Origin of the sequence: Herminiimonas fonticola, from assembly GCF_003293745.1 — a bacterium.
GTDB classification, from domain to species: domain Bacteria; phylum Pseudomonadota; class Gammaproteobacteria; order Burkholderiales; family Burkholderiaceae_D; genus Oxalicibacterium; species Oxalicibacterium fonticola.
Window position 1 is genome coordinate 29,709 of sequence record NZ_PTLZ01000004.1, and the last position, 21,758, is coordinate 51,466.

21 protein-coding genes are annotated in these 21,758 nt (G+C 52.5%); 18 read left to right on the forward strand and 3 right to left on the reverse strand.

The genetic code is table 11. The features are described from left to right. Position 1 precedes the first annotated feature (1 nt). Positions 2–406, forward strand: coding sequence for a bactofilin family protein (locus tag Hfont_RS12555; RefSeq protein ID WP_112992765.1), 405 nt, complete (start codon positions 2–4; stop codon positions 404–406). 52 nt (positions 407–458) lie between these two features. Continuing rightward, a complete protein-coding gene (gene erpA / locus Hfont_RS12560) occupies positions 459–809 on the forward strand; it encodes an iron-sulfur cluster insertion protein ErpA (RefSeq protein ID WP_112992766.1) in 351 nt (116 codons plus the stop codon). Positions 810–965: 156 nt separating this feature from the next. Here the strand turns inward: erpA and Hfont_RS12565 are convergent, their stop codons facing one another. Further along, positions 966–2,099 (reverse strand): anhydro-N-acetylmuramic acid kinase, encoded by a 1,134-nt coding sequence (locus Hfont_RS12565; protein WP_112992966.1) that lies wholly within the window; start codon positions 2,097–2,099, stop codon positions 966–968. A gap of 101 nt (positions 2,100–2,200) precedes the next feature. Next, on the reverse strand, positions 2,201–3,571 hold the full coding sequence (locus Hfont_RS12570; protein WP_112992767.1) for a M23 family metallopeptidase: 1,371 nt from the start codon (positions 3,569–3,571) through the stop codon (positions 2,201–2,203). Positions 3,572–3,739: 168 nt separating this feature from the next. Between Hfont_RS12570 and tyrS the strand changes: the two genes are divergently transcribed. The 12 genes from tyrS (at position 3,740) to Hfont_RS12630 (ending at position 14,115) form a co-directional block, all read left to right on the forward strand. Then, entirely contained in the window at positions 3,740–4,981 is a 1,242-nt protein-coding gene (gene tyrS / locus Hfont_RS12575; RefSeq protein WP_112992768.1) for a tyrosine--tRNA ligase, read from the forward strand. A 40-nt stretch (positions 4,982–5,021) separates the two neighbouring features. Further along, positions 5,022–5,471 carry a D-aminoacyl-tRNA deacylase gene (dtd, locus tag Hfont_RS12580; RefSeq protein ID WP_112992769.1) on the forward strand — a complete coding sequence of 150 codons (450 nt, stop codon included), beginning with the start codon at positions 5,022–5,024 and terminating at the stop codon, positions 5,469–5,471. Positions 5,472–5,534: 63 nt separating this feature from the next. Then, positions 5,535–6,176, forward strand: a complete 642-nt coding sequence (locus tag Hfont_RS12585) for a YbhB/YbcL family Raf kinase inhibitor-like protein (protein WP_112992967.1) — start codon at positions 5,535–5,537, stop codon at positions 6,174–6,176. A gap of 12 nt (positions 6,177–6,188) precedes the next feature. Further along, entirely contained in the window at positions 6,189–6,833 is a 645-nt protein-coding gene (locus tag Hfont_RS12590; RefSeq protein WP_112992770.1) for a histidine phosphatase family protein, read from the forward strand. Between the two features lie 163 nt (positions 6,834–6,996). Continuing rightward, positions 6,997–8,013, forward strand: coding sequence for a tRNA dihydrouridine synthase DusB (gene dusB, locus Hfont_RS12595; RefSeq protein ID WP_112992771.1), 1,017 nt, complete (start codon positions 6,997–6,999; stop codon positions 8,011–8,013). Between the two features lie 98 nt (positions 8,014–8,111). After that, positions 8,112–8,345, forward strand: a complete 234-nt coding sequence (locus tag Hfont_RS12600) for a Fis family transcriptional regulator (RefSeq protein ID WP_112992772.1) — start codon at positions 8,112–8,114, stop codon at positions 8,343–8,345. Between the two features lie 244 nt (positions 8,346–8,589). Beyond that, positions 8,590–10,155 carry a bifunctional phosphoribosylaminoimidazolecarboxamide formyltransferase/IMP cyclohydrolase gene (gene purH / locus Hfont_RS12605; protein ID WP_112992773.1) on the forward strand — a complete coding sequence of 522 codons (1,566 nt, stop codon included), beginning with the start codon at positions 8,590–8,592 and terminating at the stop codon, positions 10,153–10,155. A gap of 70 nt (positions 10,156–10,225) precedes the next feature. Further along, positions 10,226–10,768, forward strand: coding sequence for a crossover junction endodeoxyribonuclease RuvC (gene ruvC, locus Hfont_RS12610; RefSeq protein WP_112992774.1), 543 nt, complete (start codon positions 10,226–10,228; stop codon positions 10,766–10,768). Between the two features lie 82 nt (positions 10,769–10,850). Then, positions 10,851–11,429: a Holliday junction branch migration protein RuvA gene (ruvA, locus tag Hfont_RS12615; RefSeq protein ID WP_112992775.1), complete on the forward strand. Its 579-nt coding sequence runs from the start codon at positions 10,851–10,853 to the stop codon at positions 11,427–11,429. A gap of 85 nt (positions 11,430–11,514) precedes the next feature. Beyond that, positions 11,515–12,570 carry a Holliday junction branch migration DNA helicase RuvB gene (gene ruvB / locus Hfont_RS12620; RefSeq protein ID WP_112992776.1) on the forward strand — a complete coding sequence of 352 codons (1,056 nt, stop codon included), beginning with the start codon at positions 11,515–11,517 and terminating at the stop codon, positions 12,568–12,570. A gap of 62 nt (positions 12,571–12,632) precedes the next feature. After that, entirely contained in the window at positions 12,633–13,088 is a 456-nt protein-coding gene (locus Hfont_RS12625) for a YaiI/YqxD family protein (protein WP_112992777.1), read from the forward strand. Positions 13,089–13,272: 184 nt separating this feature from the next. Then, positions 13,273–14,115 (forward strand): 2-keto-4-pentenoate hydratase, encoded by an 843-nt coding sequence (locus Hfont_RS12630; protein WP_112992968.1) that lies wholly within the window; start codon positions 13,273–13,275, stop codon positions 14,113–14,115. 125 nt (positions 14,116–14,240) lie between these two features. Here the strand turns inward: Hfont_RS12630 and Hfont_RS12635 are convergent, their stop codons facing one another. Beyond that, on the reverse strand, positions 14,241–17,138 hold the full coding sequence (locus Hfont_RS12635; RefSeq protein WP_112992778.1) for a valine--tRNA ligase: 2,898 nt from the start codon (positions 17,136–17,138) through the stop codon (positions 14,241–14,243). 323 nt (positions 17,139–17,461) lie between these two features. Between Hfont_RS12635 and thiS the strand changes: the two genes are divergently transcribed. The 4 genes from thiS (at position 17,462) to Hfont_RS12655 (ending at position 21,714) form a co-directional block, all read left to right on the forward strand. Further along, positions 17,462–17,665 carry a sulfur carrier protein ThiS gene (thiS, locus tag Hfont_RS12640; protein WP_112992779.1) on the forward strand — a complete coding sequence of 68 codons (204 nt, stop codon included), beginning with the start codon at positions 17,462–17,464 and terminating at the stop codon, positions 17,663–17,665. Positions 17,666–17,750: 85 nt separating this feature from the next. Then, positions 17,751–18,551 carry a thiazole synthase gene (locus Hfont_RS12645; RefSeq protein WP_112992780.1) on the forward strand — a complete coding sequence of 267 codons (801 nt, stop codon included), beginning with the start codon at positions 17,751–17,753 and terminating at the stop codon, positions 18,549–18,551. Positions 18,552–18,611: 60 nt separating this feature from the next. Continuing rightward, complete coding sequence (thiE, locus tag Hfont_RS12650) at positions 18,612–19,223, forward strand: thiamine phosphate synthase (RefSeq protein ID WP_112992781.1); 612 nt, start codon at positions 18,612–18,614, stop codon at positions 19,221–19,223. Between the two features lie 202 nt (positions 19,224–19,425). Beyond that, the gene (locus tag Hfont_RS12655; protein WP_112992782.1) at positions 19,426–21,714 is read left to right on the forward strand and encodes a UvrD-helicase domain-containing protein; all 2,289 of its coding nucleotides are present in this window, start codon (positions 19,426–19,428) and stop codon (positions 21,712–21,714) included. Positions 21,715–21,758 lie beyond the last annotated feature (44 nt).

Here is a 21,758-nt window from a genome sequence, read left to right on the forward strand (position 1 = left end):
CATGTTTAGCCGAAAAACCAAAAGTACGATTGATAGTCTGATTGGCGCTGCGACAAATATCGCAGGCAATGTTCATTTCAAGGGCGGATTGCGCATTGATGGTTGTGTGAAAGGCGATGTGATTGCCGATGCGGATGAAACCAGCATGCTGGTCATTTCCGAGCACGCCAGAGTTGAGGGCGAAGTACGCGTTGCGCATTTGCTCGTCAATGGGACGATTATCGGGCCGGTATTTTCATCGGAATTGCTTGAATTGCAGCCGAAAGCCCGCATAACTGGTGATGTGCACTACAAAGCCTTGGAAATGCACGGTGGCGCTGTCGTGTCGGGGAAATTGACCCACGATACGATAGAAGAGCCGATTTTGAAACTTGCCGTACCCATACTTGCTGCCAATAATACGTAAAGTCTGGCGCGGGTCTATAATGTGACATACCGTTTTCCAGCAGGAGTCTGAAATGAATGCAATTGCCGAAATGCCATCCCCTATCCTCTTCAGCGACAGCGCTGCAGCCAAGGTTGCCGAACTGATCGAAGATGAAGGTAATCCGGACCTGAAACTGCGCGTTTTCGTGCAGGGCGGCGGTTGCTCGGGCTTCCAATATGGTTTCACATTTGATGAAATCGTCAACGAAGACGACACCACGATGGAAAAGAACGGCGTGCAACTGTTGATCGATTCGATGAGCTACCAGTATCTGGTCGGCGCAGAAATCGATTACAAGGATGATCTCGAAGGCGCGCAATTCGTCATCAAGAACCCGAACGCAACGACGACTTGCGGTTGCGGTTCATCTTTCTCGGCCTGATATCGCTAAGACAGTTATTGTTAAACGTTTCGGTTGAAGTAAAAAAGCGCAGATTAATCTGCGCTTTTTTTATGCCTGAATTTGTCTCTGAAATTCATGTTCGGATCTTACGGCGATGACTTTCAGATATAAATTCAATCCAGATTTGAATCGGCTTCATGCCGGATACAGTGCTCCCAAAATTCTCAAGCCACGCGCTCCCGTTACCGAAGGAAGATTGCCCGGTTCACGCATATAAAAGCGCTGTGCCAGCCATGCAAAAGCCAGGGCCTCGACTTGATTCGGTGCGACGCCCAATGCTTCGGTAGATTCCACCCGTATCGTCGGATTATGCAACTTCAATGCAAAGTGAATGAGCGTCATCAGATAGCTATTGTACGCACCGCCGCCGCAGACATATACGGCCTGGGTTTGCGGCGCATGCAGTTTGATCGCATCACTCAAGGTGGTGGCGGTGAAGACTGCCAGGGTTGCTTGCACATCCGCACTTGGAATGCCGGGGAAGTTCGCCAGCTTTTGCGCCAGCCATGCCGGATGAAATAAATCGCGGCCTGTGCTTTTTGGTGGTGGCGCATTGAAGAAGGCTTCATCGCGCAACGCTTTCAATAATTCCGGATGCATTTTTCCGGTTTTTGCCCAGTCGCCATTCGCGTCGTAGGCGAGGCCATTGTGTTGCGCGATCCATGCATCCATCAAGACATTGCCGGGACCGGTATCAAAGCCGATTACCGGAGCGCCGGCCTGATGCGGCAACACACTGATATTGCAGATGCCGCCTATATTCACGACGACACGGTTTTCATTGCTGCCGCTAAATAGGGCGCGATGAAATGCCGGCACTAAAGGCGCGCCTTGTCCGCCAGCCGCGATATCGCGACTGCGAAAATCGGCGACGACGTCGATGCCTGTCCATTCGGCCAGCAACGCAGGATTATTCGTTTGACGTGTATAGCCTGCTTCGGGGCGATGGCGTATGGTTTGGCCGTGTACGCCTATCGCGATGACATCACTGCCAGTGACTCTTGCTTCGCGCAGCAAAGTACCTACGCACTCCGCATAGTATTCGGCGAGCTGATGTGCCGCGAGTGCTTCGCGGTGGATTTCATCGTGGCCTGCAGTTTGCAACGCCATCAACTCGGTTCGCAACGCATCTGGAAATTCAACGTAGGCCGACGCCAGCGTTTGCTGTGGCGTGCCGTCGCTGGAAAATGAAGTCAGGATGCCGTCAACGCCGTCGAGGCTGGTGCCTGACATCAAGCCGATGAAAAGAGAATTCTGTGAAGTGGACATAAAAAAACCGTTCGTCAATATTAGGTGATTTTAAGTCACTCTGCGCTGAACAAACGGTTTTTGTTATTGAGTCGAATGCGTGTTTTTTAAACTCGTATCGTTTATTTCGATGCCAGACGAACGTTATTGTTTTCCGGCGTCAACAGCGCAAAGCGATGCGACATATCGCTGGCAACCGCACGGAAGCGTTGCATCTGCGCGGCGGCCAAAGGTTGAGCATTCGGGATATCAACCGTCATCGGATTGCGCGCTTCGTTATTCACGCGGAACTCATAGTGCAAATGCGGTCCGGTCGACCAGCCGGTGGTGCCGACGTAGCCAATTACCTGACCCTGGCTGACTTTTGCACCTTTGCGCAGATTGGTCGCGAAGCGACTCATGTGTGCATACGCGGTTGAATAATTCGACCAGTGTTTGATCACAACCACATTACCGTAGCCGCCCTGTTTGCCCGCGAAGTCGATCGTGCCGTCGCCTGCAGCGCGAATCGGCGTGCCGCTTGCAGCAGCGAAGTCGACACCTTTATGCGCTTTCCACAAACCGGAAATCGGATGCTTGCGCAGCGAAAAACCGGATGAAATACGCGTAAATTCCAATGGTGATTTGAGGAAGGCCTTCTTTAATGATTTGCCGTCAAAGCCGTAATAACCGCCGCTTTGTGCGCTACTCGGATCTTCAAACCAGACCGATTGATACGTAGCAGGGCCGTTCATGAATTCGCCAGCCAGTACGCGACCAGCGTGTACGTACTCGCCGTTTTGCCAGAAAGTTTCATAGACGATATTGAAGCGATCGCCGCGACGCAGGTCGGAGCCAAAGTCGATGTCGGTAGAAAACATATCGACGATTTGCGACGCGATGTTGTCAGGGATTTGTGCCGCATCGGTTGCTGCAAACAGGGACGATTTGATCGTGCCCGAGCGCATCTCGATACGACGTTCCATGGCGACTGGCGCTTCGACGGCTTTGAGCTTGCCGCCTTCGCGCGTGATCAAGATGTTACGCACCGCTTCATTGCGACCGCTGGAAATCGTACTACTCAGCCAATTCAATTCACCGTCTTCACTGGTTTGTGCCTGGACGCGCTTGCCGGCTTTTAATTGCATGACGTTGCGTGCAATCGGATCCGACTTGATGAAGCTTGCTGCTTCATTGTCGTCAACCCCCAGACGATCCAGCAAGGTTGCCAACGTATCGCCTGAACGCACGCGTTCTTCGCTGATATAGTTTTGCTGACTGTTTTCGAGCGCGGCAATCTGGTCTGCCAGTTGCGGCAAAGCCAATTCCTGCGTGATGGATTTGATCGGCAAGTCATCTGCATCGGGGGCCATAGGTGCAACGCCTGCTGCACCGAAAGCACATACTGCCAGCAAGAGTGCGGAACCAGAAATAACGCGTGTTTTGCGAGATGAGCCGAGTAGAAGTTTTTTGCTGCTTGAGCCTGCGCTCAGTAATTTATTTAATGTGAACATGCAATAAGTTAAAATCTGCCGTTTGCTCAGTTTCTCTTTCCGATGCTGTGAGTTGTTGGTGCACGGCAATGATAGAAGTCTCTGAAAATAAAATAAAAAAAGCATTGTACCTACTTCAGCTTTTGTTACTCCCGTTTCTTACAAACTTTACAAATTTAAATTCGCGATATGGATGTCTCTTCTAGCAACAAACCGGTGCAATTGCCTCTTTCCGACGCTGTACAAGAGGCCTTGACGGTCGCCAAGCGCGGCGTTGAAGAATTGTTAATCGAATCCGAATTTGCGCAAAAATTGACGCGCTCTGAACAAAGTGGCAAGCCTTTGCGTATCAAACTCGGCCTGGACCCGACTGCACCGGATTTGCACCTCGGCCACACCGTCGTACTTAACAAGATGCGTCAGCTGCAAGATCTGGGCCACCAAGTAATCTTTTTGATCGGTGACTTTACGTCGATGATCGGCGACCCATCTGGTCGCAACATCACGCGTCCACCGTTGACGAAAGAGCAGATCAGCGAGAACGCGAAAACCTATTTTGCGCAAGCTAGTTTGGTGCTGGACCCGGCGCGTACCGAGATCCGTTACAACTCCGAATGGTGCGATCCGCTGGGCGCACGCGGCATGATCGAACTGTCGGCCAAATATACGGTGGCGCGGATTCTGGAGCGTGAGGATTTCACCAAACGTTTTCAGTCGAATACGCCTATCTCCTTGCATGAATTTTTGTATCCGCTGATGCAGGGTTACGATTCGGTGGCATTGAAGTCGGATCTTGAGTTGGGCGGTACCGATCAAAAATTCAATTTGCTGGTCGGTCGCGAATTGCAAAAGAGTTATGGTCAGGAACAGCAATGTATTTTGACCATGCCTTTGCTGGAAGGTCTGGACGGCGTGGAGAAGATGTCGAAGTCCAAAGGCAATTACATAGGCATCACCGAGCCGGGCAATACGATGTTTGCCAAGTTGATGAGTATTTCCGATGTGATGATGTGGCGTTATTACGAGCTGCTGTCCTTCCGTTCGCTGGCCGAGATCGCACAGTTCAAGAAAGAAATCGAAGGCGGTCGCAATCCGCGCGATGTCAAAGTTTTGCTGGCGCAGGAAATCGTGGCGCGCTTCCATTCGGTGCAGGCGGGCGAGGATGCATTGGCTGATTTCGTCAATCGCTCCAAAGGAGGCATTCCCGACGAGATTCCGGAAGTCGCATTGAGTGGTGCGCCACTCGGCATAGGGCAATTGTTGAAGCAGGCCAATCTGTGCCCGTCGACGTCGGAGGCTTTGCGTATGGTCGAGCAGGGCGGTGTGCGTATTGATGGTGCGGTTGTTAGCGACAAGGGTTTGAAAGTGGATGCCGGTACGGTCGTGGTGCAAGTTGGCAAGCGTAAATTTGCGCGCGTCACCTTGTCGTGATCGAACTGTTGCTCGTTATCTGTTTCACTAAAAACGCCGCATGATTGCCTTGTTGCAGCGCGTGACGCGCGCCAGCGTGGTTGTGAACGATGCGACGGTTGGCGCGATAACTGCGGGTTTGATGGTGTTGGTCTGCGCCGAGCGCGGCGACACTGAAAAAGAAGCCGACGCATTGCTGAGCAAGTTGTTGTCGTATCGCGTATTTTCTGACGATGCAGGCAAGATGAATCGCAGTGTGATGGATGTGGCTGGCGGCTTGTTGCTGGTGCCGCAATTTACCTTGGCGGCGAATACGCAATCCGGTACGCGTCCATCATTTACGCCGGCGGCGACGCCTGAATTGGCACGTGCCTTGTTTGATTATTTTGTTGTGCAGGCTGAGCAGAAGCATGCGTGTGTGGAGACTGGTCAGTTCGGTGCCGACATGCAGGTGTCACTGACTAACGATGGCCCGGTGACGTTCTGGTTGCAGGTCAAGCCGGCGCTTTGAATAACGTCGCATTGTGCGTAAAAAACATTCAACATAAATCACAACCCGGGAGTCGAAGAGATGATGAAGCTATGGAGTGATTCTTTCAAAGATGGCGCCGCGATTCCAGGCGAGTATGCATTTTGCGTGATCGATCCGGCTACGCATGTTGCATTGTCGAATAATAAAAATCCGCATCTGGCGTGGAGTGATGTGCCCGCCGGTACCAAGTCATTGGCATTGATTGTTCACGATCCGGATGTGCCGTCGCGTGGCGATGATGTCAATCAGGAAGGTAAAACCGTGCCTGCCAATTTGCCGCGTGTTGATTTCTTTCATTGGGTGTTGGTCGATTTGCCTGCAAATGCAACGCAGATAGCTGCTGCGTCGTTTTGCGCCAGCGTTACGCCGGGTGGCAAATCCGGCCCTGCAATTGCAGACTCGCCCATCAAGGGTGCACACCATGGCATCAACGATTACACCGGCTGGTTTGCGCAAGATGCGCAGATGGCGGGCGATTATTTCGGTTACGATGGCCCGTGTCCGCCGTGGAACGATTCCATAGCTCATCGCTATGTGTTCACCTTGTACGCGCTGGATATTGCAAACGTAGCTGTCGATGGCAAGTTCACTGGTGCGCAGGTACGGGAGGCGATTGCCGGACATGTGCTGGAACAAGCCAGTCTGTCTGGACGCTATGCATTGAATCCGGATGTGTCGATTTAATACACTGAGAACATGACTGAAATATTGTTGATTCGCCACGGCGAAACCGATTGGAATGTCGAGAAGCGTCTGCAAGGGCATACCGATATTGATTTGAATCGCGAGGGTGTGCGCCAAGCCGCCGCGCTTGGCCGTGTCTTGCTGAACGAGCCGCTAGATGCGATTTTTTCCAGCGATTTGAAGCGTGCGTTCGGGACGGCACAAGGCATTGCGATTCCACGCGGGATGAACATTCAATTGGATACGGGTTTGCGCGAACGCTGCTTCGGTGCCTTCGAAGGTTTGAATCATCCGGAAATCAATGAGCGATTCCCGGATGATTACGCTGCATGGAAAAGACGCGATATCGATGCGCGCTATCCGCAAGGCGAATTTCGCGCCGAGACTCTGCGCGAATTTTCCAATCGCGCTGTCGATGCAATTACGACCTTGGCTGGTGCTTACCGTAAAGTTGCCATCGTTACGCACGGCGGCGTACTCGACTCCGTGTATCGCCGCGCGAAAAACATGGGCTACGAACATCCACGCGATTTTGATGTGCTGAATGCCAGTATCAATCGTGTGACTTGGGATGGCAGCAACTTCCAGATCCTGAAATGGGCAGACGTCTCGCATCTTTCACGTGCGGCTCTGGATGAAAGCGACAATCTGGCCTAAGCTTTGGAAGTAACTAGATTGATAACAGAAAAAGCAATTCCACTTGAGATGGAATGCCGGGTTTGTCGTATTTCCTCTCGTTTGATTGCATTTAAGCCAAAACACGCCTGAGCCGCAGACGGATGCGGATAAAATAGCGCTTTCCCTATTGCAAGCCCGTCGCGTGAACATCGGCCCTTATTCCCTACCGAACAATGTATTTGTTGCCCCTATGGCTGGGGTGACCGATAGGCCGTTTCGCCAGTTGTGCAAACAATTGGGGGCAGGCTATGCCGTGTCGGAAATGGCCGCGTCCAATCCACGTTTGTGGGCGACCGACAAATCTACACGCAGGACAAATCACGACGGCGAGGTCGAGCCCAAGGCGGTGCAGATCGCCGGTGCCGATCCTGCGATGCTGGCCGAATGTGCGAAGTTCAATGTCGATCGCGGTGCGCAAATCATCGATATCAATATGGGCTGCCCAGTCAAAAAAGTATGTAACAGCTGGTGTGGTTCTGCCTTGTTGCAACACGAATCGCTGGTGGCCGAAATTCTCGAAGCCGTAGTGTCGGCGGTGGACGTTCCTGTCACGCTGAAATTTCGTACCGGCTGGGATAGGGCGCACAAGAACGCGCTGAACATTGCGCGTATCGCCGAGCAGAGCGGAATTGCGATGTTGACCTTGCATGGGCGTACGCGCGCCGATGGTTATAGTGGCGAGGCAGAGTACGAGATGATTAAGGCGGTCAAGGCGGCAGTGGCTATTCCAGTGGTTGCCAATGGTGATATCACGACGCCCGAGAAGGCCAGGTTCGTGCTGGAAACCACGGGTGCCGATGCGATCATGATAGGTCGTGCCGCGCAAGGACGGCCGTGGATATTTCGCGAGATCGATCATTATTTACGCACAGGTACTTATCTGCCTGCGCCCATGATTTCTGAAGTACGTGCCTTGATGGATGAACATCTGCGTGCGCATTATGCTTTTTACGGCGAATATCTGGGTGTGCGCACTGCGCGCAAGCATATAGGTTGGTATGTCCGTGAACTCGTCGACGGTGAAGAATTCCGCCAGCAAATGAATCGCCTGGAAGACTGCGAGCAGCAACTGGCTGCAGTGAATACCTTTTTTGATTTGCAACTGACCCACGGCGAACGGTTACAATATCGTCCGACTGAAGAAAAGTTGGCCGCCTGATAATCGGACCCGACCTTGTCATTGAAATATTCGAATGATGATGTCGGACTTCGAGAATTTATAAAAACGATTATAAAAACGCGCACTCAACAAAGCACATGAGCAAAGATAATATTCAAGACGTCGTCAAGAAAAGCCTGGAAAAATATTTCAAGGATCTGGGCGAACAAATGCCATCGAATGTTTACGAGATGGTGGTTTTCACTGTCGAGAAACCGATACTCGAAGCAGTGATGGAGCGTGCTGAAGGCAATCAATCGCACGCTGCCGACATGCTGGGTATCAATCGCAATACGCTGCGCAAGAAATTGCAGCAACACGATATGTTGTAAATAAGGTTGTAAGTAAGGCTGTAAATAAGCTTGTAAATTAGTTTGAACAGACAGCAGTAAAGAACATTGTAAAAGCCGTAAAAAGTTGCCTCAAGAATCGTTGAAAACCCCGCTGTAATCTTTGCTTCCTGTTATTCCTGCGGCAAGCAATAAGCTAAGGGCGTAAGGCTGCAGACCGCCAGAGTCCGCGAACGAGCGCATCGCATTGCGCCTTTATCTTATTAAATTATCCAGATACTCCATCATGATCAAACAAGCTCTTATTTCCGTTTCCGATAAAACTGGTGTGCTCGATTTTGCGCGCGCATTGTCCGAGATGGGCGTCAACATCCTGTCGACCGGTGGCACGGCAAAACTGCTGGCTGAAAACGGCATCAAGGTAACGGAAGTTGCCGATTACACCGGCTTCCCGGAAATGCTCGATGGTCGCGTCAAGACTTTGCACCCTAAAGTACACGGCGGCATTCTGGCGCGTCGCGATTTTCCAGAGCACGTCGCGGCATTGGAAAAGCACGGCATCCCAACCATCGATATGGTGGTCGTGAATCTGTATCCGTTTCAGCAAACGATTGCACGCGCAGAATGTTCGCTGGAAGATGCGATTGAAAACATCGACATCGGCGGCCCTGCGATGTTGCGCTCGTCGGCCAAGAATCATAAAGACGTTACCGTCATTTGCGATCCATCCGACTACGCACAGGTATTGCGCGAGTTGCACGCGAACAAGGGCGAAGTGACTTTCGAAACCAAATTCACTTTGGCGAAAAAAGTATTTGCGCATACTGCGCAATACGACGGTGCGATCACTAATTACTTCACTTCCCTAGGCGAAGATAAACAGCACGCTACACGCAGCGCATATCCAACAACCTTGAATCTGCATTTTGATAAAGTGCAGGAAATGCGTTACGGCGAAAACCCGCATCAGTCCGCAGCCTTCTACCGTGAGAGCAATCCGCAAGCAGGCGCGCTGGCGAATTACACGCAATTGCAAGGCAAGGAACTGTCGTACAACAATATCGCCGATGCGGATGCCGCTTGGGAATGCGTGAAGACCTTTGACGAAGCTGCTTGCGTCATCATCAAGCACGCCAATCCTTGCGGCGTTGCGATCGGCATTACCCCGTTCGAGGCATACAGCAAGGCGCTGCAAACTGATCCGACGTCAGCCTTCGGCGGCATCATTGCCTTCAATCGTGAAGTTGACGGCAATGCGGCAGAGGCGGTCGCCAAGCAATTTGTCGAAGTGCTGATTGCGCCATCGTTTACCGAGCAGGCGAAGAAAATATTCGCGGCCAAACAAAACGTCCGTTTGCTGGAAATTCCACTCGGGGATGCGGTCAACAGCCACGACTTCAAACGCGTAGGTGGCGGCTTGCTGGTGCAATCACCGGATGCGAAAAACGTCGCATTGGCAGAACTGAAAATCGTCAGCAAGAAGCAACCAACTCAGCAGCAATTGCAAGATCTGATGTTTGCATGGCGTGTTGCCAAGTTCGTCAAATCGAATGCGATCGTGTTCTGTGCAAACGGCATGACAATGGGCGTGGGTGCGGGTCAGATGAGTCGCATCGATTCAGCGCGTATTGCATCGATCAAGGCGCAAAACGCCGGCTTGTCGCTGGTCGGTACGGCTGTCGCGTCGGATGCTTTCTTCCCGTTCCGTGATGGTCTGGATGTGGTGGTGGAAGCAGGTGCGACTTCTGTGATTCACCCAGGTGGTTCTATGCGCGATCAGGAAGTCATCGACGCTGCCGATGAGCACGGCATCGTGATGCTGTTGACCGGCACGCGTCATTTCCGTCATTAATCAATAAACTAAGCAAAAAGCTTGATGCGGCCAAGGTCGCATTACTGTTAACTCTGCCTACATATCCAATATGAAAATTCTCGGCATCGATCCCGGCTTGCGTACTACCGGTTTCGGTGTGATCGAGAAGCATGGCAACAAGCTCACCTATATCGCATCGGGCACCATCAAGACGCCGGATGCCGATCTGCCGCAACGACTAAAAACCATACTTGTCAGTGTTGCTGAAGTCATTGCAACCTACAATCCTGATTGTGCGGCGATAGAAAAAGTCTTCGTCAACGTCAATCCGCAATCCACTCTTTTGCTGGGCCAGGCGCGTGGTGCTGCGATTTGCGCGTTAGTGGGTGCCGACTTATTTGTGGCCGAGTACACTGCGCTGCAGGTTAAGCAAGCCGTCGTCGGGCAAGGCAAGGCGCAAAAAGCGCAGGTGCAGGATATGGTGCAGCGGCTGTTGAAATTGTCCGGCTTGCCCGGTACCGATGCGGCTGATGCGCTCGGCGTGGCGATTTGTCATGCACACAGTGGCGAGGCATTGGCGGCGCTGGGCGCGCTGGCACCTGAGCTGGCGAAAAAAGGTTTGCGTGTGCGCGGCGGTCGCTTGGTCGGGTAATTTCAGGCGTGGGCATTGATGTAATAGCAGCAGCAAATACGTAGTACCAAGCATTCAATTATTTCTACTCAAGGTCATCGCAATGATAGGTCGTCTTTCCGGAATCCTGCTTGAAAAAAATCCACCGCAATTGCTGGTCGATTGCAATGGCGTCGGTTACGAAGTGAATGTGCCTATGAGTACTTTCTATAATTTGCCCGGCCTTGGTGAGAAGGTAGTCTTGCTGACGCATCTGACGGTGCGCGAAGATGCACATATTTTGTTTGGCTTCGGCAATGCGGAAGAGCGTACCGTATTCAAGCAACTGGTCAAGATCGCCGGCATAGGTGCGCGTACTGCCTTGTCGATTCTGTCCGGGATGTCGGTCGCCGATTTGTCGCACGCAATCACGATGCAGGAAGCCGGACGGCTGACCAAGATTCCAGGCATAGGCAAAAAAACTGCCGAGCGTCTGTTGCTGGAACTGAAGGGCAAGCTTGGTGCCGATTTGGGTGCGGCTGGTGGCGCAATTCACAGCGATGCAACGTCGGACATTTTGAATGCGCTGCTCGCACTCGGTTATTCCGACAAGGAAGCAATGCTGGCGATGAAGCAGGTGCCGGCAGGTACCGGCGTTTCCGACGGCATCAAGCTGGCCTTGAAGGCTTTGTCGAAAGCCTGAATCTGGCTTTGCCTTGCAATAAGCCACCAACGCTTTGTATTAACGCTTTGATTAAATCCTGCAGTCCACACGCTACAATGCGACCATGAGTATTCAAACCGACGACTTCAGCGAACAACGCATTATTGCCGCTACCCCTGCTTCTGCCAACGAAGAAGCGATAGAGCGCGCGCTGCGTCCCAAGCATCTGGACGAATACGTAGGCCAGGAAAAAATTCGCGGCCAACTCGAAATTTTCATCACTGCCGCCAAGCAAAGACGCGAAGCGCTCGACCACACTTTATTGTTTGGTCCGCCGGGTTTGGGCAAGACCACATTGGCGCACATCATTGCGCGGGAAATGGGCGTCAATCTGCGTCAGACTTCCGGCCCGGTGCTGGAACGCGCCGGCGACCTGGCTGCGCTGCTGACCAATCTCGAAGCCAACGACGTCTTGTTCATCGACGAGATACATAGGCTGTCGCCGGTGGTCGAAGAAATTCTGTATCCGGCGCTGGAAGACTATCAAATCGACATCATGATCGGCGAAGGTCCTGCCGCGCGTTCCGTGCGTCTCGATTTGCAACCGTTCACGCTGGTTGGCGCCACCACGCGTGCCGGCATGTTGACCAATCCTTTGCGCGATCGCTTCGGCATCGTGGCACGGCTGGAGTTTTACACACCGCTCGAACTGACCAAGATTGTCACGCGCAGTTCATCCTTGTTGAATGCACCTATCGATGAAGAAGGCGCCTTTGAAATCGCCAAGCGTAGTCGCGGTACGCCGCGTATCGCGAATCGACTGCTGCGTCGCGTGCGTGATTACGCCGAAGTCAAAGGCAATGGAAAAATCACTAAGGCGATGGCCGATGCCGCGCTGGTGATGCTCGATGTTGATCCAGTCGGTTTCGATTTGATGGATAGAAAATTGCTGGAAGCAGTGCTGTTCAAATTCAATGGTGGTCCGGTCGGCCTCGATAATCTGGCTGCTGCAATTGGCGAAGAGCGCGACACGATAGAAGACGTGCTGGAACCGTATTTGATTCAACAAGGCTTCCTGCAGCGTACGCCGCGCGGCCGCATTGCCACGCCAGTGGCATATGCACACTTTGGCGTGACGGCACCGCAAACCGGCCCTAACGGTGAGTTGTGGGGCGGGTAGTAAGTTCGCTCTGCTGACACCGACAGAATTGCGTCGCACCTTATTTCATCTGAAAGAATTCCATGCAAATATGGGTTGATGCCGACGCCTGTCCAAATGTGATCAAGGACGTGTTGTTCCGCGTGGCCGACAGGTTGGAAGTGCAAGTCACGCTGGTGGCGAATAAATTATTGCGCACGCCTCCTTCACGCTTCATCAAGGCGATACAAGTGCCGGCCGGATTCGATGTCGCCGACAATGAAATCGTGCGCCTGGTGGACGCGGGCGATGTGGTGATCACTGCCGACATTCCATTGGCCTCTGATGTGCTGGAAAAGGGCGGTCATCCGCTAAATCCGCGCGGCGAGTTTTATACCAAAGACAATATTCAGCAATTCCTGACGATGCGCACCTTCATGGATGAATTGCGCAGCAGCGGCGTCGATACTGGCGGCCCTGCGGCCTTCAGCCAGAGCGATATACGTGCGTTTGCTAATCAGCTGGACAGATTTCTGGCACGCCTGCGCAAGCAAGGCTGAGTTCGTGATCAAAATGTCAATGCGCAGAAAACGTATCTTTACAGCATGAGTCAGACGATTTTTTTGCATTAATAATTTTCATCCGGCATGCACAGTTTGTATCTTTGCAGGATGTGAACCTTATGTAAGAATGTTGCGTCGAAAGCAATCCATTTGCTTCATACCACCTCTGCGCGAGTCTGCCATGTTGATGTCTACCCAAGCCAACCGCTACGCGCACCAGTTACTGGCCGCCCGAGCGAATTCGCAGCAAATCCCCTGCATCAGCAAGGACACACCGCTATCAATCGCCGATGGCTACGACATTGCCAAGTGCATAGTCGATATCCGGACGGCGCAAGGCGAGACGCCTATAGGCCGCAAGATCGGTTTTACCAATCGCAAGATTTGGCCGAACTATGGCGAGCGCGAACCGATCACCGGACCGATCTGGTCGCATATGTATGACGACACCGTGCGTTATACGGATAGCAATCAAGGCGTGCAAAGCCTGGTCGGTGCTGTGCAGCCACGGATCGAGCCGGAAATTGTTTTCAAACTCCGCAAGGCGCCCAAGAAAAACGCGACGCTGGACGATATGGCGGATTGCATAGAGTGGATGGCGCACGGCTTTGAATTAGTCGATTGTCCCTTCCCTGACTGGAAGTTCGAGGCGGCGGATGCCGTCGCTGCGTTTGGTTTTCACGGCAGCCTGATCATAGGCGAGCCGCATATGTTGTCGTCGGCAACGCGACGTAATCTGGCGGATATATTGACCGCTGCCAGCGTTTCGCTGTCGTATAGCGAAGGTGCAGAGTTCACTCTGCATAGCGCGGGTTTTGGCAGCAATGTGCTGGACAGTCCTCTGCATGCCTTGTTGAATCTGCATGAAACCTTGAAGACGCAACCGCAATTCGAACCACTCGCTGCCGGCGAGGTGATAAGCACCGGCACCTTGACGGATGCCTATCCGGTCAAGGCGGGTCAGACATGGTCGACCGCTTTTTCTGGGGTAGCTTTGCCTGGAATGACACTGTCATTTATCTGATACTCATCAAATATTCATTTGATATTCGCTTGATGAATTTTTAAGCAGAACATCAAATAAAAAAAGCCTGACTTCAATAGTGAAGTCAGGCTTTTTTGTTGATGCGCATTCCGTGCGAAGGGTGCTTACAATTTGGCGAATTGCTCGCGCAATTTTTCCAGAGTCGCGGAGAAGTTGGCGACGCGTTCCTTCTCTTGTGCCACTACCTGCACTGGCGCACGCGCGACAAAACTTTCATTGCCGAGTTTGCTGTTGGCTTTGGTGATTTCGCCATCGAGACGCGCGATCTCTTTGTTCAAACGTTCGCGTTCTGCAGCGACATCCACTTCCACTTTCAGCATCAGCTTCGCGGTGCCGACGATAGAAACCGGTGCCGGTGATTCTGGCAATTTGTCAGCGACATTGACTTCCGACAGTTTGGCCAGTGCCTGCAGATATGGAGCAAACGATTGCAGGCGAGCTGTTTGCGCAGCGTCAGTTGCTTCCATCGCCAGCGGCACGCGCAGCGCTGGCGACAATTGCATTTCACCACGCAGATTGCGACAGGCATCAGTCATGGATTTTAATTCATGCATCCACGCTTCGGCTTCTTCGTCGATCTTGCCAGCTTGTGATTCCGGATAAGCCTGCATCATGATGGAGTCGCCCGCCGGATTCATCTTGTAACCGGTCAATGGTGCAACGGTTTGCCACAATTGTTCGGTGATGAATGGAATCACCGGATGTGCCAGACGCAAGATGGTTTCCAGCACGCGTAACAAGGTGCGACGCGTTGCGCGTTGTTGTGCTTCAGTGCCGCTCTGGATCTGCACTTTTGCAACTTCCAGATACCAGTCGCAATATTCATCCCAGATGAATTGATACAGCGACGATGCGATATTGTCGAAACGGTAGTCGGCAAAACCTTTGGCGATATCCGCTTCCGTACGCTGCAGTTTGGAAACGATCCAGCGATCCGCTTGCGAGAAGTCGGTGTAACCACCTGGATCGCAGTCACCAGCTGCACATGGCGCATCGCGGAAGCCGCAATCGTGGCCTTCGCAATTCATCAACACGAAGCGCGTTGCATTCCACAACTTGTTGCAGAAATTGCGATAGCCTTCTGCGCGACTGAGATCGAAGTTGATGTTGCGGCCCAGCGATGCATAACTTGCCATCGTGAAGCGCAATGCGTCGGTGCCATAGGCTGCGATACCGGCCGGGAATTCCTTGCGGGTAGCTTTCTCGATGCTGGCAGCTTGCTTGGGATTCATCAGGCCGACTGTACGTTTGGCAACCAGATCATCTACGCTGATGCCATCGATCAAATCGATAGGGTCCAGCGTATTGCCTTTCGACTTGGACATTTTCTGGCCGCTACTGTCGCGGATCAGGCCATGCACATACACGGTGTTGAACGGTACCTTGCCGGTGAAGTGCGTGGTCATCATGACCATACGCGCCACCCAGAAGAAGATGATGTCGAAGCCTGTGACCAGCACAGATGATGGCAGGAAGGTTTTGAAATCAGGTGTTTCTTCCGGCCAGCCTAGTGTGGAAAATGGCACCAGTGCGGAAGAGAACCAGGTGTCGAGCACGTCTGCGTCGCGCGTCAGTGGGCCGTTGTAGCCAGCTGCTGCGGCCTTGGCTTTTGCTTCTTCTTCATTGCGACCAACGTAGACTTTCCCTTCGCTGTCATACCACGCCGGAATTTGATGGCCCCACCACAGTTGACGCGAAATACACCAGTCCTGAATATTGTTGAGCCATTGGTTGTAGGTATTGGTCCAGTTCTCAGGCAGCATCTTCACTTCACCGCTGGCGACTTTTTCCAGTGCGACTTCAGTGATTGATTTGCCGGGGAAGTGTGTGCCTTCCGGTGCCGGCTTGCTCATCGCGACAAACCATTGATCGGTCAGCATCGGTTCGATCACGGCGTTGGTGCGATCGCCGCGCGGCACCATTAATTTGTGTGGCTTGACCAATTCCAGCAAACCTTGCGCATCGAGATCGGCGACGATTTGCTTGCGTGCGACGTAGCGGTCCATGCCTTGATAAGCGACTGGTGCGGCATCGTTGATCTTCGCGTCCAGCGTCAGGATGCTGATCTTGTCCAGGTTATGGCGTTGACCAACGGCATAATCGTTGAAGTCATGTGCTGGCGTGATTTTTACGCAGCCTGTACCGAAATTCTTGTCGACGTAATCATCGGCAATGAGTGGGATCGTGCGATCGCACAAAGGCAAATGCAATAACTTGCCAACCAGATGTTGATAACGTTCGTCGCTAGGATCGACCGCAACGGCGACGTCGCCCAGCATGGTTTCCGGCCGCGTGGTGGCGACGACGATGAAGTCGCGCTCTTCCCACTCGGTCGCTTTGCCCTCTTCATCAAACGCAATCGGGAATTTGTATTTCGAACCGTCTGCCAGTGGATAGCGGATGTTCCACATGTGGCCATCTTCTTCTTCCGACACGACTTCCAGATCCGAGACAGCAGTGCCGAGCACAGGATCCCAGTTGACCAGACGCTTGCCACGATAGATCAAGCCTTGTTCGACCAGACGGACAAAAACTTCAGTCACGACTTTCGAGCGCGCTTCATCCATCGTGAAGTATTCACGGCTCCAGTCTGGCGAGGTACCGAGGCGGCGCATTTGACCGGTGATGGTGGAACCGGATTTCTCTTTCCACTCCCAGACTTTTTCTATGAATTTTTCGCGGCCGAGATCGTGGCGCGTGATTTTCTGTGCGTCGAGCTGGCGCTCGACCACGATTTGTGTGGCGATGCCGGCGTGATCGGTGCCCGGGATCCAGGCGGTGTTGAAGCCGCGCATGCGGTGATAGCGCGTCAGGCCGTCCATGATGGTTTGGTTGAAGCCGTGGCCCAGATGCAGTGTGCCAGTGACGTTAGGTGGCGGCAGCTGAATGCTGAATGCGGGCTTGTCGGCATCGGTGGTCGCGGCGTAATAGCCGCGTTTTTCCCATTCGGTGCGCCAGAACGCTTCAATGTCGGCTGGATCGAAAGATTTTGCTAATTCCATGATTTTGAAAGAATTGAATCGAATCAAGCATTATAAGTGACGAAGCGCTCTGCATTGCCGCTGATAGGACAAATGCGGGTAGAATTCTGGTCTTCGTTGATTGATAGCGATCTTGATTTTTAGGCAAGAACGTATTTTTGTTCGATGCTTGCCCTATGCGCACGGGTTTGATCGAGAGAAATCGACGGCACGACAGAATGAACAGCAAGGCCCACGCGGCCGCACATTGCTGATGTTGATCCAGCAGCAGAACACGATGTTCTTGATTTGAGAAATTCAGATTGGTGAATCGGTACTGCGCCTTCAGTGAAAATAGTAAAGCAATGATCCAGATCGAATTAAACGGCGCGGCTTACGAGATTGAGCCGAATCAGAACGTCGAAGTGCTGATTGAGAAATTGTCCTTGTCCGGCAAGGCGGTCGCGGTAGCAATCAACCGCCAAATCGTGCCGCGCAGCCAATGGCAGCAACGGCAGTTGCAAGCTGCCGATCAGGTTGATGTCGTACGCGCGATAGGCGGCGGCTGAACTTCCACCTGAATATTTCTGCCACGCGCCGCATCTTTGTAACGCGTTTTGCAATGACCATATCGAATATCGAAACAGGACCTCCATGAGCACCCCAACATTCACCGATGAACCCTTCGTTATCGCCGGCACACCTTACCGTTCACGTCTGCTGGTCGGTAGCGGCAAATACAAGGATTTGAACGAAACGCGCGAAGCCAGTCTGGCCAGCGGTGCACAAATTGTCACCGTCGCGATTCGTCGCGTCAACATCGGCCAGGACCCGAATGCACCTAGCCTGCTTGATGTCTTGCCGCCTTCCGAATTCACTTTGCTGCCTAACTCTGCTGGCTGCTACAACGCCGCCGATGCGGTTTATACCTTGCAACTGGGCCGTGAAATCCTCGGCGGTCACAAACTCTGCAAGCTCGAAGTACTCGGCGATGAAAAGACCTTGTTCCCGAACATGCCGGAAACCTTGAAAGCTGCTGAGACTCTGGTCAAGGATGGCTTCGACGTCATGGTCTATTGCAGCGACGATCCGATTCAAGCCCGTATGCTGGAAGACATCGGTTGCGCCGCCATCATGCCGCTGGCTTCCTTGATCGGCTCCGGCATGGGTATTCTGAATCCTTGGAATCTATCGCTGATCATCGAGCAATCCAAAGTCCCGGTCATCGTCGATGCAGGCGTAGGCACTGCATCCGATGCCGCGATCGCAATGGAACTGGGTTGCGACGGCGTCTTGATGAATACCGCGATTGCCGGCGCACAAGATCCTGTGCGTATGGCGCATGCAATGAAGCTCGGTATCGATGCTGGTCGCAACGCTTATCTCGCTGGCCGTATCGCCAAACGTTTCTCTGCTTCGCCGTCTTCGCCTATGGCCGGACGCGTGGTCAAGTAAAACTAAATAAGTAAAACTACAAAATTACATTCGCTTTACAGAATAGTCAGGAAGAACAGCATGCAAGGTTTGTATCTCGTTACCCCGGATTGGGACGACACCCGCAAGTTACTGGAAATCACCGAACTCGCACTGAAAGGTGGCGTCTCGCTGCTGCAATACCGTCATAAAACGGCAGATGCAGCTTTGCGTCGTGAACAAGCCGAATGCCTGCAGGCACTCGCCAAAAGTTACCAATGCCCGTTCATCATCAACGACTACATAGACCTGTGCATGGAACTCGATGCTGACGGCATCCATGTAGGCGGTACCGATATGGCAGTCGCAGAAGTGCGCAAGGCCATCGGCGCTGGCAAGATACTCGGTGCTTCCTGCTATGGCAGTCTGGATATGGCACACGCAGCAGAAGCGGCTGGCGCAAGCTACGTCGCCTTTGGTGGTTTCTATCCATCGAAAGTAAAAAAATACCCAGTGACGACAGATCCAAACATCGTTGCGGACTGGAAAGCACAAGGCAAAGTGCCTAGCTGCGTGATCGGTGGCATGACCAAAGAAAACTCTGCACCGCTGGTCAAGAATGGCGCGGATATGGTTGCAGCAATCAGCAGTGTGTATCTGGCGGGTGACCCGCAAGCAGCGGCGCGTGCATTTGCCAATCTGTTCGTAAAATAATTTACTATGGCGTATGTTTTGAATACGCAAAAAAAAGTGCCTGCTTTCGTCGACATGCCTTGTTGACTGAAATGCAGGTATTTTTTTGTCTGCAAATTTATAGAAATAAGATTTCAATGTCATTCGGCAATAGATGCCGACTTGCTGCGATTGAGCGTGCATTCAGCAATGTATAACTACCCAGTGCCGGTATAATCGACAGATGCAAAATCTTCTTCACAATCTCAATCCCGAACAACTCGCGGCGGTCACTTTGCCGGCACAACCTGCACTGATTCTGGCTGGTGCCGGTTCAGGTAAAACGCGCGTGTTGACCACGCGTATCGCATGGTTGATCCAGACGGGACAGGTGTCGCCTGGCGGTATACTCGCAGTCACGTTTACCAACAAGGCTGCGAAGGAAATGATGACGCGCTTGTCGGCGATGATGCCTATCAATACGCGCGGCATGTGGATAGGGACCTTCCACGGATTGTGTAATCGCCTGTTGCGCGCGCATTATCGCGATGCAGCCTTGCCGCAGACTTTTCAAATTCTGGATTCTCAGGATCAATTATCGATGATCAAGCGTTTGCTGAAAGCGAATAACATCGACGATGAAAAATATCCGGCACGTAATTTGATGTATTTCATCAATGGTGCGAAGGATCAGGGTTTGCGTGCGCACGATGTCGAAGCCTTCGACGATTACAATCGCAAGATGGTGGAATTGTATGAAATCTACGATCAGCAATGCCAGCGTGAAGGCGTGGTTGATTTCGCCGAACTGTTATTGCGCACCTATGAATTGTTGAGTCGCAATCAACCTTTGCGCGAACATTATCAAGCGCGCTTCAAACATATTCTGGTCGATGAATTCCAGGATACGAATAACCTGCAATACAACTGGCTGAAGCTGATGGCCGGCACGCAAGGTGCGGTGTTTGCAGTCGGTGATGACGATCAAAGTATTTACGCATTCCGCGGTGCGAATGTTGGCAATATGTCGGCGTTCGAGCGCGAGTACAAGGTAGAGAACCTGATCAAACTGGAGCAGAATTATCGTTCGCATGGTCACATTCTCGATACGGCCAACACACTGATCGCGAATAACACCAAACGCCTGGGCAAGAATCTGCATACCGATGCAGGCCATGGCGAACAGGTGAGGATTTATGAATCCACCAGCGATTTGCAGGAAGCGCAATGGATCATCGAGGAAACAAAAAGCCTGATCGCAGAAGGCGGCACGCGTAGCGAAATCGCCGTACTGTATCGCTCGAACGCGCAATCTCGCGTGATTGAACATGCGTTGTTCTCGGCTGGTATTCCGTATCGCGTATATGGCGGTCAGCGCTTTTTCGAACGTGCTGAAGTCAAGCATGCAATCGCGTATCTGCAGTTGATGGATAACCTGCACAACGACTCTGCTTTTCTGCGTGTGGTGAATTTCCCGACGCGCGGCATAGGCGCGCGTTCGCTGGAGCAATTGCAGGATGCGGCCAAGCAGTACGGTATTTCTCTGTATGCGGCAGTGCCCTATGTTGCGGGCAAGGCGGGTTCTTCGCTAGGCGCTTTCGTCAAGATGATAGAAGGCGCGCGTTTTGAAAGCCAACATCTTCCCTTGCCGGAAATGGTGCAAGTGGTGCTGGATGCCAGCGGTTTGATTACGCATTATCAGAATGAAAGAGAAGGCGCCGATCGCGTCGAAAATCTGGAGCAACTCGTCAGCGCAGCCACGCTCTTCGTTTCGGAAGAAGGTTTCGGTCACGATGCACCGGCCTTGCTCGGACCGAAAAGCGAGCAGATGGTTGGCCCTGCAATCACGACGTTGGATGGGGTTGAAGTGCTGGATGCAGATGCACCTTTGCCTGCCGTAATGTCGCCTTTGTCGGCCTTCCTGTCGCATGCGTCGCTGGAAGCGGGCGACAATCAGGCGCAGGCCGGGCAGGACGCCTTGCAATTGATGACGGTGCATTCCGCCAAAGGATTGGAGTTCGATGCGGTATTTATTACCGGTCTGGAAGAAGGTTTGTTCCCGCACGAAAATTCGCAGAAGGAAGAGGGTGGTGTCGAAGAAGAACGTCGCCTGATGTACGTTGCGATCACACGCGCCAAACGCCGTTTGTATATCAGCTTTTCACAGACACGCATGTTGCATGGCCAGACGCGCTACAACATGAAGTCGCGCTTTTTCGATGAAATGCCGGAAGAGTCATTGAAATGGCTGTCGCCCAAAGTGCAGCAGCAACAACATCATTCGTACGCGCATCCAAAAGCAGCATGGGAAGACGCGTTAGGTGCCGGTTCCAACAAGATCGCGCAAGCCATTACCAAGGTTGACATCGGCTGGCGCATAGGCGAATCAGTCGCCCATGCAAAGTTTGGAGAAGGCGTGATCGTGAATATCGAAGGCAGCGGCGGTAGTGCACGTGCGCATATCAATTTTGGACGACACGGGATGAAGTTGCTGGACTTGAGTATTGCCAAGCTGGATAAAGTGCCCGGCTAGAAATAAAAAAACCTGCGCAGAATTTGTAATTCGGCGCAGGTTTT

Coding starts and splice junctions, on each gene's coding strand:
- Hfont_RS12555 (WP_112992765.1), top strand. CDS start 2: ATGTTTAGCCGAAAAACCAAAAGTACGATTGATAGTCTGATTGGCGCT.
- erpA (WP_112992766.1), top strand. CDS start 459: ATGAATGCAATTGCCGAAATGCCATCCCCTATCCTCTTCAGCGACAGC.
- Hfont_RS12565 (WP_112992966.1), bottom strand. CDS start 2,099: ATGTCCACTTCACAGAATTCTCTTTTCATCGGCTTGATGTCAGGCACC.
- Hfont_RS12570 (WP_112992767.1), bottom strand. CDS start 3,571: ATGTTCACATTAAATAAATTACTGAGCGCAGGCTCAAGCAGCAAAAAA.
- tyrS (WP_112992768.1), top strand. CDS start 3,740: ATGGATGTCTCTTCTAGCAACAAACCGGTGCAATTGCCTCTTTCCGAC.
- dtd (WP_112992769.1), top strand. CDS start 5,022: ATGATTGCCTTGTTGCAGCGCGTGACGCGCGCCAGCGTGGTTGTGAAC.
- Hfont_RS12585 (WP_112992967.1), top strand. CDS start 5,535: ATGAAGCTATGGAGTGATTCTTTCAAAGATGGCGCCGCGATTCCAGGC.
- Hfont_RS12590 (WP_112992770.1), top strand. CDS start 6,189: ATGACTGAAATATTGTTGATTCGCCACGGCGAAACCGATTGGAATGTC.
- Hfont_RS12600 (WP_112992772.1), top strand. CDS start 8,112: ATGAGCAAAGATAATATTCAAGACGTCGTCAAGAAAAGCCTGGAAAAA.
- purH (WP_112992773.1), top strand. CDS start 8,590: ATGATCAAACAAGCTCTTATTTCCGTTTCCGATAAAACTGGTGTGCTC.
- ruvC (WP_112992774.1), top strand. CDS start 10,226: ATGAAAATTCTCGGCATCGATCCCGGCTTGCGTACTACCGGTTTCGGT.
- ruvA (WP_112992775.1), top strand. CDS start 10,851: ATGATAGGTCGTCTTTCCGGAATCCTGCTTGAAAAAAATCCACCGCAA.
- ruvB (WP_112992776.1), top strand. CDS start 11,515: ATGAGTATTCAAACCGACGACTTCAGCGAACAACGCATTATTGCCGCT.
- Hfont_RS12625 (WP_112992777.1), top strand. CDS start 12,633: ATGCAAATATGGGTTGATGCCGACGCCTGTCCAAATGTGATCAAGGAC.
- Hfont_RS12630 (WP_112992968.1), top strand. CDS start 13,273: ATGTTGATGTCTACCCAAGCCAACCGCTACGCGCACCAGTTACTGGCC.
- Hfont_RS12635 (WP_112992778.1), bottom strand. CDS start 17,138: ATGGAATTAGCAAAATCTTTCGATCCAGCCGACATTGAAGCGTTCTGG.
- thiS (WP_112992779.1), top strand. CDS start 17,462: ATGATCCAGATCGAATTAAACGGCGCGGCTTACGAGATTGAGCCGAAT.
- Hfont_RS12645 (WP_112992780.1), top strand. CDS start 17,751: ATGAGCACCCCAACATTCACCGATGAACCCTTCGTTATCGCCGGCACA.
- thiE (WP_112992781.1), top strand. CDS start 18,612: ATGCAAGGTTTGTATCTCGTTACCCCGGATTGGGACGACACCCGCAAG.
- Hfont_RS12655 (WP_112992782.1), top strand. CDS start 19,426: ATGCAAAATCTTCTTCACAATCTCAATCCCGAACAACTCGCGGCGGTC.